Here is an 18,851-nt window from a genome sequence, read left to right on the forward strand (position 1 = left end):
CAGTCGAACAGCTCAGCGTGCTCATCCTCATCCAGGAAGTCGATCGACGACAAGCGTCGAGTCAGGTGTGCAGTCACGACGACGCCTCCCCCAGCGCCGTCGGCACGCCGACCGACAAACCGATGCGGTGGCGGCTCTTGGCCGAGTGGTACTTGTCGAGCTGCACGCGTTCGACCGGCAGTGACTGTTCATCGATCTTCATTGGAATCTCCCACCGCGTGGCGTACTGCTGACCCTGTGTCCGCCCGGCTGACAGGATCTCGACAGGTTGGCCGGTTGCCCGCCCTGCGGGATCCCGGCGGCGGTCACCGACAGGCTGCGTTGTCCGTCAACGTTCACCCGGCCCCCCATCGTCGAGTCGACCCAGTGAAAAACGTTCAGGAATCCGGAGCAGGGCCCATCCCCCCGCGACCTGCCCCATGCGATCTGTTTCCTGTGGCCTACTCCAGCTATGGATTGAGTAATTGCAGAAAGTCAGCATATCCACTTGGCGTCGAGTGGACGCATAAATTGTGAATCCAGGAATTAGAACCGACCGCGGTCCGGCGACGTCGCACCACGGTGGCCGTAATCACCAGTTTCAGCAAATGTCATTGGCAAACTCGGACAGCATGACGACCGGCGGACTCCCCTGGCCGACCCCGGCGACTCCCGCCTGGCGGAACCCACACCCTTGCCGCCGTCACGAGAACCGTCACAGTGCTCTGATCAGCAAGTCTGCGCTTAGAAGCAGTATCGATCCGGCGGTGGACGCCCACTGACGCATGACGCTGATGTAGTTCACTCCAGCGAAGTAAACCGCGCCGATACCGAGAATCACAGGACCGCACTCCGTTGGCATGAGATGGCAAGGACCGACAACGCAAGGTATTTGCAATTTCAGCAAATGATCTTGCGAAACCGCTCCGCACGGCACGCCCGCGTGTGAGGTGACGAGGAATGACTCCTGGTCATACCCACCGAACTAGAGGGTAATCAGTCTCCGGTCAAGGCCTATTAGTTTGCGATTGCAATGAGTAGCGAATTTTCAAGATCTTGCGAAAAACGCATCCGAACGACAACGACCGCCGGTGCGATTGCAACGGCGGTCACCGGATCCTGTCGCTGGCCGGAAAGCGGATTCTGTGAACGGGTCCGCGTGCAGACCGGCCAGAAACAGAGAACTACCGCACCGGCTGGACCCAGTTCGGTGCGGTAGTTCTCAACAGTTGGCGGTCTAGGAAGAGTCAGCCGCGGTGACGATCAGCTGGGATCGTCACCAAACGAGCGGCACCAACCGATAGTGCACCTTTTGCATGTACTCGCCGTATCCCGCGAGTTGCTGTCCCAGCAGCTCCTCCTCGTCGTGGATGCGGAAGGCGTAAAGGGCCAGTACGGGAATGAGAAAGGCCAGGCCCCACCATGATCCGAGGGCCAGTGGCATCCCCGCCACCATGATCAGCGCCCCCATGTACATGGGGTGTCGCACAAGCCCGTAGAGCCCGGTGGAGACCAGTTTCTGCTCCGACTCCACGGTGATGTTGGCTGACGCATAGCTGTTTTGGAGCATGGTGAACATCGTGATGCCGAGGCCGACGGCGAACATCGCGTTACCGATCAGCGATACCCCGGTGGGCACCGGAGACCAGCCGAAGCGGTGGTCCAGGGCGCAGAACACCGGCAGCGCGATGGACAGGTTCACGATGACGAGCACCACGACCTTTTGCACCGGTCGTGATTCGGCCTTCTGTCCGACCCGCATGCGCCGCTCGACGATCGCCTTGTCTTTCCTCAGCAGGAAGACGGTGGAGGCGATTGCCAGTACCGCATACACCGACAGGAAAACCCACGCCTGCCAGTAGTCGAGGGTCCCCGCCGGTATGAACAGCAGCGCGCCCAACACGGCCAGACCGAGTACAGATTGAATCGCCACCCGAAGATCGGTGCTCATGCCATCCTCCTGAAAGTTGATCCAGTGTTCAGAAAAGTGTTCCGATAAGGGAGAAGTCGCTCAACGCACTCGAAAGGTTCTGCTGCAAGCACTCATTCGAGTTGGTACCGCCAGGGAGGTAGGAATGCGCCGATACGAACACCTGTCCGTTCGCCCTCCCGGACAAAAATGACTGGGTCCCGCCGAACCGATGGAGCATCGCCTCTGTCAGCCCCAGGTACGGGAGAACTTTTACGGCGAAGTGGTCGGCGTCCGTACCATCCACCCGGCTGGCGGCCGGGTTGACCACACCGAGGTTGGACGAACCGACCTGGTTGGGTGAACCGACACGAGATGTGGCTCCGAGGAACCGCTTCGGCAGCAGGGGGATGATGGCATTCACTGCGTGTTCCTCATCAGGCACCTGCCCGTGACGGGTCAGCGCTTCTTTGACCGCAGCCCGGATCTCCCGCAGATCCGTGGTCGCCAGTGCGGGATCAACCGTGACGGCGACGCTACTTCGCGCGTTGGCACGGGTATCTCCGTCGGCGCGCTGGTTCACCGGCATCATGACGACCACCGACCCGTCTGCGCCGACGCGTCCTGCGCGATGGGCCAGCCGAGCCGCCAATCCCACAAGAAGGGTGTTACTGGTCCCGCCGAGCGCCTCTGCGCGAGAATCCCATTCGTCGGCATCGACGAGGACCGTTGCCATCGGGACCGGTACCGATTCGCCGGAGAGAGCGGCCGGCGCAGGTGAGTCGGTGGTCGGCGAAGTGGCCGGGGTTGCAGCTGCTGCCCCTTCCTGACTGCGCCGGGCCAGCCGAATCGCGGCGACAACACCCCGCGCCATGGCGGGAATGTCGCGCACGGTTTGCCAGGCGTCCTGACTCACAGCTCGCCAACGACCGCGCGATTCGGCAGCAGGCCAGCTGATCGGATCGTCACGGCCGAGTGCGGCATCAGCCAGCGCCTCACAGAGACCGACTCCGTCGATGAGGCAATGTGAGACGACCAAGCTCACGCCTGAGCCGCCATCGGTGAACGGGAGCACTGCGAGGTGCCAGCCGGGTCCACCCTCGCAATCGAGAGGAGTGTTGATCTGCTCGCTGAGCCAGTCATCGAATTCTTCACGCGGTCTGGGTGTCTCGACGATCTCGAGCTCGGACGAATTGTCCGACGCCACCCAGCGGTGTCGGCCGAAGGGCAGTGGTGAACGCTCGATGACGCGGGACAACCGTCCCCGCCGAAGATGGTCGTGGAACTGGCGAAGACCTTCGATATCGACCGGGCGGTCATATATCCAGGCGCTCTGCAGGAGACTGTTGACCCCGATCGCCAACCCGAGATCGAACGTACGCTGATCGAGCACGTCGAGGACGTTGCTCATTTTCGGAACCGTATCCGTGTCGGATTCGCGCGCCTCGTGCTTGTAAGTGGTACCCATTTGGTGATCACCGTCCCCACGTCAGCCGCTCAACGCTGGTGCGCAAGAGCATCGTCACGTATCTAGTCCGAATCACTTTCCAGGACAGACCTCAGCTGTTCGACATATTCACCCAGTGCTTCGGGGGTGAACATTTCGAAGTGGGTGCAGCCAACCGGTCGCACCGTGATCCTCCCGGAAACATAAGGGCGCCAACTGTGCAGCAGCGCTCCGGCTGCCCTGCGGTTACGCAGACGCGCCAACCTCGGCATGATTCCGTTCCCGTCGGCCTCCTCGCATCGAGGTCGGGCAGCCGAGAACATCACGACGTCACCGTCAAAAAGTTCGGGCTGATGATCGAGAAGGAACAACTGCCCCGCACTCACGCTGCGGGCCATGAACTTCACCAACTGCCGGGACGGAGGACTGGCCCCGTGCCGGGCAATGATGTCGGCCACCCGCGAATAGGACAGCAGCCCGAAATGCACAGGCACCCGGACCTTGTTGGTCCGCAGGATGTAATCCAGCACCCATCCTTCAGCCACTGCCTGATTCTTCGCGATCCTCCTGGTGATGCGTTTCCAGAACCTGTTCGGGTTCAACAAGCCATCGAGCAGCACCAGACGCTGAACCTCACACCCCCGCCGCTGAAGCTCGACGGCCAACGCATGAGCCACCACTCCACCAAACGACCAGCCCAGAATCCGGTATGGCCCAACCGGATACAGCTTCTGAAGCCGATCGGCGTAGCTCTCCGCCATGGCGTGGATCGACTGTGCCTCGGATTCGCCATCGGCCGGCGCCCGGTTGATTCCGACGATCGGGCCCTCCACGTACTGGCCCAACGCCCGGTACGACCAACTCAACCCGAATCCGTCATGCACGCAACACAACGGCACGCCATTGCCCGGCTTGAGCACCTCGACCGGGACCACTTCCCGCGAACTCTCGGCGCGACCCACTTGCTGGGCCAAACCACGCACCGTCGGCGCATCGAACATGACCCGCACCGCCAACTCGGCGTCGAGGCTGGTGTTGGCGGCCGCGATCACCCGCATCGCCGACAGCGAGTCCCCTCCGAGGTTGAAAAACGAATCGTCGACCCCGACTCGCTCCAGGCCCAGGACTTCGGCGTAGATGCCGGCCAGGATCTCCTCGGTGAGCGTTTCCGGGGCACGGTACTGCCGAGCATCGACATACTCCGGCACCGGGAGGGCGCGACGATCCAACTTCCCGTTGACCGTCAACGGCAAACTGTCGACCGCCATTACCGCCGCAGGCACCATATAGGCCGGTAACCGTGTCGCCATGGCAGCCCGGATTTCGGCCGGGTCTGCCTTACCGGTGATGTACCCGAACAGCCGCTTGTCGCCGGGGCGATCTTCTCGAGCGATGACGGCCGCCTGCTCCACCCCCTCCAGACCGGCCAGCACCGCGCGCACGTCACCCAACTCGATGCGATACCCGCGAATCTTGACCTGCTCATCAGCCCGGCCCAGATACTGCAACTGACCGTCGACACCCCAACGCACCAGATCTCCGGTGCGATACATCCGCTCCCCCGCGGCGAACGGACACGCGACGAATCGCGACCCCGTCAACCCACCCCGACGCTGGTACCCGGCGGCCAGGCCGGACCCGGCCACATACAACTCCCCGACGACACCGGCGGGCACCGGACGCAACCACCGGTCCAACACGAAGAACGCCGCACCCGGCACCGGCCTTCCGATCGGCACCACACCCGACCCTGCCGCCAACGGGGCACTGAACGACGTGTACCACGTCTCCGTCGGGCCGTAACCGTTGATCATCAACCGGCCCAGTGCCCACCGATCCACCAACTCGGCCGGGCACGCCTCACCGGCCACCACCAACGCCGCAGACTCCAAACTCTCCGACGACAGCGCCGCGGCAGCCGACGGCGTCTGGTTCAGCACCGTCACTTGCTCTGCAACCAGCAAGTCGTGCAACTCATCCGGTGAACCCACCAGCGCATCAGGCACCACCACCAATCGGCCACCGCTCAGCAGCGCACCGAAGATCTCCCACACCGACACGTCAAAGGCATACGAGTGCCACTGTGACCACACCCCCGCGGTCGGCAACCCCACATCCAACGACGTCAGCAACCCGGTGACGTTGCTGTGCGGGACGGCCACTCCCTTCGGCACACCCGTCGTGCCCGACGTGTAGATCACGTACGCCACATCATCGGCAGCCGGCATTGACAGCGCGCTGCTCGGTTGCATGACGATCCGCCGGTCCGCCACATCGACAACGGCCACACCCAGCTGGTCCAGCCGCGCCGCCAACGCACCTGCAGTGACCGCGGCCACCGGCCGGGCATCACCGACCACCACGGCGATCCGTGCGTCTGGGTACGCCGGATCCAACGGCAAGTACGCCGCACCTGTCTTCAACACCGCCAAGATCGCCACAATCGCGTCAACCGAACGATTCAGCACCAACGCCACACACTCACCGGGGCCGGCACCATGACCGGTAAGGAGGTGCGCCAGCCGATTCGAGGCTTCGTCGAGTTCTCGATACGACATGGACCTGCCCTCGAAGGTGACGGCTGCGGCATCCGGCACCCGAGCCACCTGATGGGCGAACACCTCCGGAATCGAGCCCGCGATCCTCGCCGGTGCGGTCAGCGCGGCCAGGTTTCCGAGCTCATCGAGACGGGCATGCTCGTCGGTGTCCAACACATCGATGGACGACAAGCGCTGGTCCGGATCGGCCGTCATCGCCGCCAGAATCCGCTCCAACCGCCCCACGATCACCTCGATCGTGCCGGCGTCGAACACATCAGTGCGGAACTCGACCGAACCACCGATCCCGGCCCAGGCGTCCTCCGCGTCGTACCTTTCTCCGAGAGCAAAAACCAGATCCATACGTGCGGTATGGGTTTCGGCCATCTGTGCCGCAGCCTGCACATCACCCACCGCCGGCTCGGAACCGGACGCATTCGCCGGGTTCTGCCAGGCCAACATCACCTGGATCAGTGGGTGATGGCTCAGGCTGCGGCTCGGGTTGAGCCGGTCTACCAACACCTCGAACGGCACGTCCTGATGCTCATACGCTGCCAGGCTGCGCTGACGTACCTGCCCCAGCAGTTCGCCTACGGTGGGGTCGTCGGCCAGGTCGACCCGCAGCACCAAAGTGTTCACGAAGAACCCGACCAGATCATTCAAGGCGGGATCATTACGCCCCGCAATCGGGAAACCGACCGCCACATCGGAACTGGCACTCAAACTCGACAACAGCACCGCCAACGCAGCCTGCACCACCATGAAGCTGGTCGCGTTGTGCTCCCTCGCAACCGCAGCCACCCGCTGCTGCAGTTCCGCCGGCCACTCCACTTCGACGACAGCTCCGCTGTGATCGGCGACCGCCGGGTACGGGCGGTCCGTAGGCAACTCGAGGCGGTCAGGCAGGCCGGCCAGCGCGTCCTGCCAGTAGGCCAGTTGCCCCCTGATGCGGCTCTCGGGGTCGGACAGGTCACCGAGCTGCTCCCGCTGCCACAGTGTGTAATCCACGTACTGCACCGGCAGAGGAGACCACTCCGGCGCCTGGCCGCTGCAGCGCGAGGCGTAGGCGACGGCGACATCACGGGCCAGCGGTGCGAACGACCAAGCGTCCCCGGCAATGTGGTGCACCACCGCAACCAGCACATGCTCATCGTGAGAGACGCGGAAAAGCCTTGCCCAGATCGGGATCTCGTTGTTCAGATCGAAGGGGTGCCGTATCGCCGCATCGATGGCGGTTGCGAGCTCCTTCGCGGGCCAATCCGCGGCGTCAACCTCCTGCCACCCGAAATCGGCCTGGTCGGCTGGAATGACCACCTGCCGGGGGACACCGTCGACCTCGGGGAAGACCGTACGCAGACTCTCATGCCGGGCCGCCACATCGGCCAGGGCAAGGTGGAGCGCATCGACGTCCAATCCGGTGACCCGGTACATCATCGGCATGTTGTAAATCGGGGAAGGACCGTGCAATTGGTCCAAGAACCACAACCGCTGCTGGGCATACGACAACGGCACCACAGCAGGCCGAGGCACGGGGGCCAACGGCGTCCGTCCTCCCACACCCATGGCGATTCGCGGTTCGAGCTGCGCGACGGCCGGCGCGTCGAATACCGCGCGGACTGCCAGATCAGTGTCGAATGCGGTGTTGACGGCATTGATCAGCCGGATGGCTGACAAGGAGTCACCGCCGAGATCGAAGAACGAGTCGTCGACTCCGACCCGATCCAAACCCAATACTTGAGCGAATATACCGGCCAGGATCTCCTCGGCCGGGGTGGTCGGGGCACGATAGCTGTCGGCATCGATGTATTCCGGTGCCGGCAGCGCGCGCCTGTCCAATTTGCCGTTGACGGTCAACGGTATTGCGTCGACCACCACCACGGCGGCAGGCACCATGTAAGTCGGAAGGTGCTCAGCCAGCTCGGCTCGGGCCTGAGCCGGGTCGACCAGTCCCGGCGCCGTCTCTGTCACGTAGCCGACGAGTCGCTTCTCGCCGGGGTGATCCTCGCGGGCGACGACGACAGCCTGTTCCACGCCAACCAGATCAGCCAGTGCGACCTGGATTTCGCCTAGTTCGATCCGGTAGCCGCGGATCTTTACCTGCTCATCGGCGCGACCGAGATACTGCATCTGCCCGTCACTGCCCCAGCGCACCAGATCGCCGGTCCGGTACATCCGCGTCCCCGCGCCGCCGAACGGGCAAGCGACGAAACGCGATGCGGTCAACCCGGCCCGACCGACGTAACCCACCCCGACGCCACGGCCGGCCACATACAACTCCCCCACAACGCCTGGGGGCACCTCCCGCAGCCAGCGATCAAGGACGAACAACGCGGCGCCGGGTGCCGGCGAACCGATCGGAACGATGTTCGGCACCGCCCCTTCGGCTTTCAAGGGCGCACTGATCGCGGCGTACACCGTGGCCTCGGTTGGCCCATACGCGTTGATCAGCACCCGTCCCGGTGCCCAACGTTGCACCAACTCGGTCGGGCAGGCTTCCCCGGCGACCACCAACGTGGTGGCCTCCAAGCCGTCCGGTGAGAGCATCCCCGCCGCCGACGGTGTCTGACTCAACACGCTGACCTTCTGGCTCACCAACAAGTCGTGCAAGTCCTGCGGCGAACGGGCCACCTCCTCCGGCACCACCACCAACCGGCCGCCGTGCAGCAGGGCGCAGAAGATGTCCCACACGGAGACGTCGAACACCAGCGAATGCCATTGCGACCAAACGGTTCCAGGACCGACCAGGGCCGGGTCCACGGCGCCGAGGAACTGCGTCACATTCTGGTGAGTGATCGCCACGCCCTTCGGAACGCCGGTGGTTCCCGAGGTATAGATCAGGTAGGCGAGGTCATCTGCCTTCGGTCCTCGCAACGCTGTGTCTGGTTGCGTCTCGATCCGCGCGTCCGCGATGTCGATGACACTCAGGTCACACCCATCCAACCGTGTCCGCAACTCGGATGTGGTGACCGCCGCGACCGGGCCGGCGTCGGTCAGCATGAATTCGACCCGCGCGTCCGGCACCATCGGGTCGATGGGCAGGTACGCTGCCCCCGACTTGAGCACTGCCAGGATCGCGACGATCGCCTCGGCCGAATGGTTGAGCAGCAGCGCCACACATTCGCCCGAGCCGGCACCATGGCCAACAAGCAGGTGTGCCAGGCGATTCGACGCCTGGTCGAGCTCGCGATACGTCCACGAACTCTCGCCGCACACCACCGCGACTGCGGCGGGGTCCCGTGCCACCTGTTCGGCGAACATTGCCGGAATCGACCTGGCGACCACCGACTCGGACAGCACCGCCCGGTTGCCCCATTCGTCGAGGTGGGCGTGGTCACCTGCCTCGAGCAAGTTCACTGACGACAACGTCGCTGATGGATCGGCCGTCAGGGCTTGGACCGCACGGGTCAGTCGCTCGGCGAAGCGCTGAATGGTGGCGGTATCGAACACATCGGTGCGGAACTCCACGGCCCCGGTGATGCCGGCGGGCTCACCGGCGCTCCAGCGTTCTGCCAACGAGATCATCAGATCCATGCGGGCCGTCTGAGTGTCCGCTTCCAGCGGGGTGGCCTGCATGCCGCCCAAGCTCGTCGACGCTGCGCGGTCGCCGTCCTGCTCGGTCAGGTTCTGCCAGGCCATCATCACCTGGACCAGTGGGTGGTGGGTCAAACTGCGAGACGGGTTGAGCCGGTCGACAACCATCTCGAAGGGCACATCCTGGTGCTCGTAGGCAGCCAGGCTACGTTTCCGTACCTCGGCCAACAAGTCACCGACGGACGGATCACCGTCGAGTTCGACACGTAACACCAGTGTGTTGACAAAGACGCCGACCAACTCATCCAATGCTGGATCGGTACGCCCTGCAATGGGGAATCCCACTGCAACATCCGAATTCCCGCTGAGAGTTGACAACAGCACAGCCAGGGCAGCCTGTACCACCATGAAGCTGGTGGCATTGTGCTCGGCCGCCACCCGCGCTATCTGCTGCTGTAACTCGACCGGCCACTCCATCGCGAGACTGGCCCCGTGGTAGTTGGCCACCGGCGGATACGGCCGGTCGGTGGGCAGCTCCAGACGCTCGGGCAGCCCGGCCAATGCCTGCTCCCAATAGGCCAACTGACCAGAAATCCGGCTGTCCGGATCAGTCAGATCACCCAGATACGACCGCTGCCACAGCGTGTAATCCGCATATTGCACCGGTAACGGCGCCCAGTCGGGAGCCAGTCCCGCACACCGGCTCGCGTAGGCCATCCCGATGTCACGCACGAGCGGCCCGATCGACCAGCCATCCCCGGCAATGTGATGGACCACCGCAACCAGCACATGTTCGCCCTCGCCCGTGCGGAAAAGGGTTGCTCTCAACGGGATCTCAGCGGACAGGTCGAAGTTGTATCCGACGGTCGCACGAATCGCGTCGTGGAGCTGATCCGCGGACCAGTCCTCCGCATCGACGAACTGCCATCCCGGATCGGCCTGTCCCGCCGGCACCACGACCTGTCGAGGCACACCGTCGACCGCCGGGAACACCGTGCGCAGAGCCTCGTGGCGCTCGACCACATCGGTCAGTGCCGCAGCGAGCGCATCAACGTCGAGTCCGCCGGTGATCCGGTACGCGGTCGGCATGTTGTAGATCGGTGACGGTCCCTCGAGCTGGTCGAGGAACCACAGTCGCTGCTGGGCAAATGACAGCGGGAGGGCTTCGGGGCGTTGTCGGGCCACCAGCGGTTCACGCCGCCCCGAACTTTGGCCTGCACGCGACGCAAGCTGTGCCACCGTGGGCGCCTCGAACACTGCCCGAACTGCGAGATCTGTTTCCAGACCGGCATTGACCGCATTGATCAACCGCATCGCCGACAGCGAGTCACCGCCCAGGTCGAAGAAGGAGTCATCCGCCCCGACCCGTTCCAGACCGAGCACCTGCGCATAGATTCCGGCGAGCAGTTCCTCGACGGGAGTTGCCGGAGCGCGGTACTCCTGACCGTTGGCGTAGTCGGGGGCCGGCAGAGCGCGTTTGTCGAGTTTGCCGTTTACCGTCAAGGGCAACGCCTCGAGTACCACCACCGCCGCGGGCACCATGTAGCCGGGCAACCGCTCCGACAATGCCGCACGAACCGCGACCGGGTCCGCGCTCCCGGTGATGTAGCCGACGAGGCGCTTGTCGCCGGGGCGGTCTTCTCGGGCTATGACCTCGGCTTGTCTCACCCCGTCCAGATCTTCCAGGGCAGATTGGATTTCGCCCAGTTCGATGCGGTAACCGCGAATCTTGACCTGCTCATCAGCACGCCCCAGATAGCGCAACTGGCCGTCAGGGCCCCACGAGGCGAGATCGCCGGTCCGATACATCCGGGTTCCTGTCCCGCCGAACGGGCACGCCATGAATCTCGTCGCGCTCAGTCCGCCGCGGCGCCAGTAACCGAATCCCAGCCCGGCGCCGACGACGTACAACTCACCCACCACACCCACCGGCACCGGTTGCAGCGACGAATCCAGCACGAAGAACCCGAGGTGGTCCAACGGCACACCGATCGGGCTCGCGCTGCCCTCGACGTCACTGGCCACGATCTCCCGGAACGAGGCGTGCACGGTCGTCTCGGTGATGCCATACATGTTGATCAGCCGAGTGGAACCTGAATGTCCCTCGAACCACGGTCGAAGGCGCTGTGGTTCAAGCGCTTCCCCACCGAAGATCACCGTCTCCAACTTCAACTGACGGCCCAGTTCAGGCTGCAACGTGTCTACCGACTGCAAGGCATAGAACGCCGACGGTGTCTGACTCAATACCGTCACCTGTTCGGCAACAAGCAAGCTGAGCAAGTCCTCCGGAGATCGTGTCACCGACTCTGACACCACGACCAGCCGGCCGCCGAACAGCAGCGCTCCCCAGATCTCCCACACCGAATAGTCGAATGCCAACGAATGGCACTGCGTCCATACCTGACCCGCCAGCCCCAACTCGGCGTCCAAGGTCCCCAACAACCGAGCCACATTCCGATGGCTGATCGCCACGCCCTTGGGAACACCGGTCGTCCCCGAGGTGTAGATCAAATACGCGACATCATCTGAAACCGGTCCCCGCAGTGCGGTACTGGATTGCGCATCGATCGCTGGGTCGGCAACGTCTACGACGGTCAGGTCGATTCCTTCCAGCCGCGCCCGCAATCCGGCGGTGGTCACCGCGACAATCGGAGCCGCATCGCCAAGCATGAACTGGATTCGCGTATCGGGATGCATCGGATCGACCGGCACGTATGCCGCCCCCGACTTCAACGCTCCCAGAATCGCGACGATCGCCTCAACCGACCGTGGCACCAATACCGCCACACATTCACCCGGACCGGCGCCAAAGTCAACCAGCCAGTGCGCCAGCCGGTTCGACGCTTCGTCGAGCTCGCGATAGGTCATCGAACGACCATCGAAACTCACGGCCACCGCCTCAGGTGCGCGGGCGACCTGAGCGGCGAACAGCCCCGGAATCGACAGCACAGGGACCGGGGACTCGGCCAATACGGCGCGGTTACCGACCTCGTCGAGGCGAGCATGTTCGACGACATCCAGCACATCGACCGACGACAGCCGCCGCGTCGGATCATCGATCAGCGCCTCTGCGACGCGCGCCAGCCGCTCGATCATGGTCTCGATACCGGCCGCGTCGAACACGTCGGTCCGGAACTCCACCGTGCCGCCGATCCCTGCGGGGTTGCCGGCGTCGTCCCACCGTTCAGCCAAGGAGAACGTGAGGTCCATCCGGGCCACGTGGGTGTCCACCGGCAGCGGACTGACCTGCGCCTCCCCCAGAGTGGCTTCGGTCGCGGTGTCGGTGGTGAAGTTCTGCCAGGCCAGCGCCACCTGGACCAGCGGGTGATGGGCCAGCGACCGGGTCGGCTTGAGCCGATCAACGAGTACTTCGAACGGCACGTCTTGATGCTCAAGCGTGGCCAGGCTGCGTTGGCGCACCTGGGCCAGCAACTCGGCAGCAGTCGGGTCATCGGACAGGTCCACTCGCAGCACCAGCGTGTTGACGAAGAATCCCACCAACTGATCGAGCGCCGCATCGCCACGACCTGCGATCGGAACTCCCACGGCCACATCAGAAGTCGCACTGAGCTTCGACAACAACGTCGTCAGCGCGGCCTGGACCACCATGTACGTCGTGGCATTGTGTTCCCGCGCAACTTGACGTATCCGCTTGTGCAATTCAGCCGGCAATGACACCGGCATGCTGGCGCCGCGGTGATCGGCCACCGGCGGGTAGGGGCGGTCGGTGGGAAGTTCCAGGCGTTCGGGAAGCCCGGCCAACGCGTTTTCCCAATACGCCACCTGCCCCGAGATGCGGCTGTCGGTGTCGCTCAGGTCGCCCAGATACGCGCGTTGCCATAGGGAGTAGTCGACATATTGCACCGGCAACGGCGTCCAGCCCGGCGCTTGTCCCGCGGACCGGCAGGCATACGCCATTTGCAGGTCGGCGATAAGCGGGGCCACGGACCAGCCGTCGGCAGCGATGTGGTGCACCACGGCGACCAGGACGTGCTCGTCCTCGTTCACCCTTAGAAGCGCGGCCCGCAAAGGTGCCTCGCTGCCCAGATCGAAGGCGTGGCCTGCCATCTCGCCGATGGCTTCACGCAATTCGGTCACCGACCACCCGCCGGCGTCGACCACTCGCCAACCGCAATCGGCTTCCTCTGCCGGTATCACCACCTGCTCCGGGATGCCCTTGGTCGACCGGAACACCGTGCGCAGAGACTCGTGGCGCTCCACCACATCGGCCAGCGCCGCACCGAGTGCGTCAGTGTTCAGCTGTCCGGTGATCTGTAGTGCCACCGCCATGTTGTAGATCGGTGATGGACCCTCTAGTTGGTCGAGGAACCACAGCCGCTGCTGGGCATACGACAGCGGAATGACTGCGGGGCGTAGCTGGGCCACCAACGGTTCACGCCCACCCGAACTCTCACCTACACGCGCCGCAAGCCCGGCCACGGTCGGGGTCTCGAACACCGCCCGCACCGCCAGCTCAGCATCCAAACTGGCGTTGATGGCATTGATCAACCGCGCCGCCGACAGCGAATCCCCACCCAGGTCGAAAAACGAGTCATCAACCCCGACCTGCTCCAGACCCAATACCTGCGCGTAGATCCCGACCAGGATTTCCTCGGTGGGTGTACTCGGAGCCCGGTACCGATCGACATCGACGTACTCAGGTGCCGGTAGCGCGCGGCGGTCGAGCTTGCCGTTGACCGTCAGCGGCAAGGTGTCCAGTACCACCACCGCGGTGGGCACCATGTAGCCGGGCAACCGCTCCGACAGGGCCGCACGAACCTCGACCGGGTCTGCGCTGCCGGTGATGTAGCCGACCAGACGTTTATCGCCGGGGCGGTCTTCCCGGGCGATCACCGCCGCCTGGCCTACCCCGTCGACCTCCGCCAACGCGGTTTGGATCTCCCCCAACTCGATTCGATAGCCACGAATCTTGACCTGCTCATCAGCACGCCCGCCATACCGCAACTGGCCATCGGGACCCCACGACGCCAGATCGCCGGTCCGATACATCCGCGCACCCGCCCCACCAAACGGGCACGCCACAAACCTTGTCGCACTCAGTCCACCACGGCGCCAATAACCGCATCCCAAACCCGCGCCGACCACATACAACTCACCCACCACACCCACCGGCACCGGTTGCAGCGACGAATCCAGCACAAAGAACCCTAGATGAGCCAACGGCACACCGATCGGGCTGACACTGCCCTCAGCATCACCGGAGACGATCTCCCGGAACGACGCGTGCACCGTCGTCTCGGTGATGCCATACATGTTGATCAACCGCGGCGAACTCGGATGACGATCCAACCACCCCCGAAGCCGCTGTGGCTCAAGAGCTTCCCCACCGAAGACCACCGTCTCCAGCTTCAACTGACCACCCGGCTCCGGTTGCAACGCATCCGCAGCCTGCAACGCGTAGAACGCCGACGGCGTCTGGCTGAACATGGTGACCTGCTCGGCAACCAGCAGCGCATATAGATCTTCTGGTGCCTGCGTCACGGACTCCGGCACCACGATCAACCGGCCGCCATACAGCAACGCCCCCCAGATCTCCCAGACCGAGTAGTCAAAAGCCAACGAATGACACTGCGTCCACACCTGACCCGCCAGGCCGACCTCCGCGTCCAGCGTCTCCAGCAACCGCACCACATTGGAGTGAGTGATCGCCACACCCTTCGGGCGGCCCGTCGTCCCCGACGTGTAGATCAAATACGCGACGCCGTCAGCCGTCGGTGCGGGCAGTTCCTGCCTCTCCCCGTTGTGCTGATGTACATCGTCGAAATCAAGGACCTCCAGATCGCACTCTGCAAATCGGTCCATCAAGCCCGTGTTCGTGATCGCCACGGCAGGTTCGGCGTCGGCGAGCATGAACTGAATGCGCGCATCGGGATGCATCGGGTCGATCGGCAGATAGGCAGCCCCCGACTTCAACACCGCGACAATGGAAACGATCGCTTCGATGGAGCGAGGGAACAACAACGCCACCCGCTCACCCGGGCCCACCCCGAGAGTGACCAACCTCTGTGCCAGGCGGTTCGATGCCTCGTCAAGTTCCGCATAGGTCATCGATCGGCCTTTGAAGACCACCGCCACCGCCTCCGGTGCACGGGCCACCTGCACCGCGAACAACCCAGGAATCGACGCCGACACCGCCACCGGTTCGTTCAGTACCGCGCGATTGCCCCATGCATACAGCTGAACGTGCTCGTCCTCATCGAGGAAATCCATCGACGACAACCGCCGGCTCAGGTCGGCAGTCACGATGAGGCCTCCACCTCGGCCGTCATCGCCACCAAGACTTTTCGCAACCGATCGATCAACCGCACAACGGTGGCCTCGTCATAAACGTCGGTGCGAAATTCCACAGTCCCTCCAATCCCGGCCGGCTCGCCGGTCTCAGTCCAGCGTTCTCCCAACGCAAAGGTCAGATCTGTACGTGCGGTGTGGGTCTGCGCGGGCAGCGGTGTCACCCGGACGTCGCCCAGCGTCAGACCGCCTGCGGTGTCCGCGCTGTGCTGCCAGGCCAGGTTCTGCCAGGACAACATGATCTGCACCAACGGGTGATGGGTCAGGCTGCGAGTCGGGTTGAGCCGGTCCACCACAAGCTCGAACGGCACATCCTGGTGCTCGAAGGCTGCCAGACCTCGTTGTCTTACCTGCTCAAGCAGCTCACCAATGGTCGGATCTCCGGAGAAGTCGACCCGCAGCACCAGGGTGTTGACGAAGAATCCCACCAGGTCGTCCAACGCGGGGTCATTGCGACCGGCGATCGAAATACCTACCGCGACATCCGAAGTCGCGCCTAGCTTCGACAGCAGCAGCGCCAACCCGGCTTGTACCACCATGAAACTGGTCGCGTTCTGCAGCCGAGCCAGCCGGGCGATGCGCTGCTGCAGGTCGGCCGGCCAATCCACCACCAGGCTCGCGCCCCGGTAGTCGGCGACCGGCGGGTACGGCCGATCTGTCGGCAACTCCAACCGCTCCGGCAGTCCGGCCAACGCCTCTTCCCAATACGCCAGTTGCCCGGAGATGCGGCTGTCGCGGTCTGTGAGATCACCCAGATACGAACGCTGCCAAAGTGTGTAGTCCGCGTACTGCACGGGCAAAGGTGACCAATCAGGTGCTTCGCCCTCGCTGCGCCTGGCGTAGGCGGCGCCGAGGTCGGCCACGAGCGGGGTCACCGACCAGCCATCGGCAGCGATGTGGTGTACCACGGCCACCAGCACATGCTCGTTCTCTGCAACGCGGAACAAGCTTGCCCTCAAAGGCAATTCCGTCGACAGATCGAACGAATGACGCGCTACCGCGCCGGCTGCATCGGCCAGGCGGTCGGCTGCCCAACCAACTGCATCCACCACCTCCCAGGACATGCGGGCGTCCTCAGCCGGTACCACAAACTGCTGGGGTGCCTCACCGGCGAGGGTGAACAGTGTGCGCAGGCTTTCGTGTCGACCCACCACATCGACCAACGCCTGGCCGAGCGCAGCGGTGTCGAGATCTCCGCTCAGACGCAATCCCACGGCCAGGTTGTAAACCGGTGAAGGGCCGTTCAATTGGTCGAAGAACCACAGCCGCTGCTGGGCGTACGACAGGGGGATGGTCTGCGGACGTGGCATCACCTGCAGAGGCGGGCGGGCTGCGTCGCCCTGCTGCCGGTCCAGGCAGACAGCCAGCCGCCCTACGGTCGGCGCATCGAACAGGTAGCGGACCGGGACATCCTTGCCGAGCGCAGACTGAAGGCGTGCGCTGACGCGGATCGCGATGAGCGAGTCGCCGCCGAGGGCAAAGAAATCGTCGTCGAGCCCGACCTGATCGAGACCCAGAACCTCGGCGAAGACCTCGGCGACCGTCTTCTCCGTCGGCGTCTGAGGTGACCGGAACGTGGTCGCCGTGAACACCGGCTCTGGAAGGGCCTTGCGGTCGGTCTTGCCAGAGGAAGTCAGCGGGAACTCGTCGAGCACCACGATCTGGCTCGGCACCATGTATTCGGGCAAACGCGCGGCCAACCATTGGCGCACCTCGCTCACCTTGCTGTTGGTATCGGGATCATTGGCGTAAGCGCTGCGCTTGTGTGAACCGGCCGGGGGCAGATACAGATCGGTCAGTACCGGAATCTCCCCGTCCTCAGTGCCGGCAACGAACACTGCGTCCACAGTGCCGGGGTCGGGCCCCCAGGTGACCGCCACCCGGTACCCCGCGTCCTCACCGAGCCGGTACAGCACCTCGGGTGTGACGACGTTCGCGGGGTTGGCCGCAATCTCCGCCTCTACCAACGCATCGGTCACCGAATGTCCGTCGGCAAGAGCTTGTTCGACGATCACATCGGCCATCACACCCGCACGCGGGATCGCGGTGACCCGTACGGTTGCCGGCCGCTGGGCCGTCAACTCGGCGTGCAATCCGCTCAGCCCCGCGCACTCGGCCCAATCCCAGGTGGGCACCTCCTCGAGAGAAAGGACTCCGTCGGATGACCTGTGGACGGTGACGTCATAGCGGTAACGGGTCAGCTCGTTGTCGGCTTCACCGCGCTTGACCTGGACGCTTATCCCGCCCACCGCGGGGTTCTCAGCTGCCCAGATCGTGAAGAACTCGGGGGCCAGCAGCAACTCCGGCTCACCGAGGACTGCGCGTTGAACTCGCTGACGAAGATCGTCGGTGTCGGTATCGGACCCGATGCGCGCCAACGCGATACCGGTCTGGAAGGCGCCCTGCAGGCTGTGATTTCGCACGTCACCGACAAACAGTGTTCCGCCGGGGGCCAACAGGCCCATGGCGTTGTCCATCACCTCGGTGAGGTACGCCGAATTCGGGAAGTACTGGATGACCGAGTTGATGATGATCGTGTCGAAGTACCCGGCAGGCAGCCCGTCGACCACGTCTGCGGCCTGCACCCGCAACCGGACCCGGTCTCCCCACGGTTGTCCGGCCACTGCCGATTCGAGCGTCCGTATGGTCGGCGCGGAGAAGTCTGTGCCCCAGTACTCCCCGCACTTGGGAGCGATCTGTGAAAGTACGAGACCCGAACCGACGCCGAGCTCCAGCACCCGCTGTGGCCGCAGTGACAGAATCCGGTTCACCGCCGCAGAGCGCCACTCCTCCATCTGATCCAGCGGAATGGGGTCGCCGGTGTAGCTGCTGTTCCAGCCTCGGAAATCGCTTCCGAATTCAACCACGTCGAGGTCGGCGTCGTAGAGCTCGTCGTAGACGTGTTGCCACTGATCGACGACTTCCGCATCGTGGTCAGCGTTGCTGGCCCGCTCCAATGCGACATACGCGACCAGGTGATCCGCCGCATCGGTGTGGAATACCGCGGCGGCAGCCCGATTGACTTGCGGGCAGGCCAATAGGGTGTTCTCGATCTCGCCCAGTTCCAGGCGCTGGCCACGCAGCTTGACCTGCGCGTCCGCGCGTCCGAGGTATTCCAGGCTGCCCGATTCGGTCCAGC

3 protein-coding genes and 1 pseudogene are annotated in these 18,851 nt (G+C 64.1%); all 4 read right to left on the reverse strand.

Going from position 1 to position 18,851, the window contains the following annotated elements; genetic code table 11:
• Positions 1–73: 73 nt before the first annotated feature.
• Positions 74–202, reverse strand: a complete 129-nt coding sequence (locus tag AC4ELS_RS26600) for a hypothetical protein (RefSeq protein WP_269085853.1) — start codon at positions 200–202, stop codon at positions 74–76.
• Between the two features lie 1,053 nt (positions 203–1,255).
• Positions 1,256–1,930, reverse strand: a complete 675-nt coding sequence (locus AC4ELS_RS26605) for a methyltransferase family protein (RefSeq protein ID WP_448449161.1) — start codon at positions 1,928–1,930, stop codon at positions 1,256–1,258.
• 28 nt (positions 1,931–1,958) lie between these two features.
• Positions 1,959–3,299 carry a wax ester/triacylglycerol synthase domain-containing protein gene (locus AC4ELS_RS26610; protein WP_448449162.1) on the reverse strand — a complete coding sequence of 447 codons (1,341 nt, stop codon included), beginning with the start codon at positions 3,297–3,299 and terminating at the stop codon, positions 1,959–1,961.
• Positions 3,300–3,418: 119 nt separating this feature from the next.
• A pseudogene (locus AC4ELS_RS26615) lies at positions 3,419–18,851 on the reverse strand (non-ribosomal peptide synthetase); the annotation flags it as partial.

Source organism: Mycobacterium shunyiense (genome assembly GCF_058270035.1).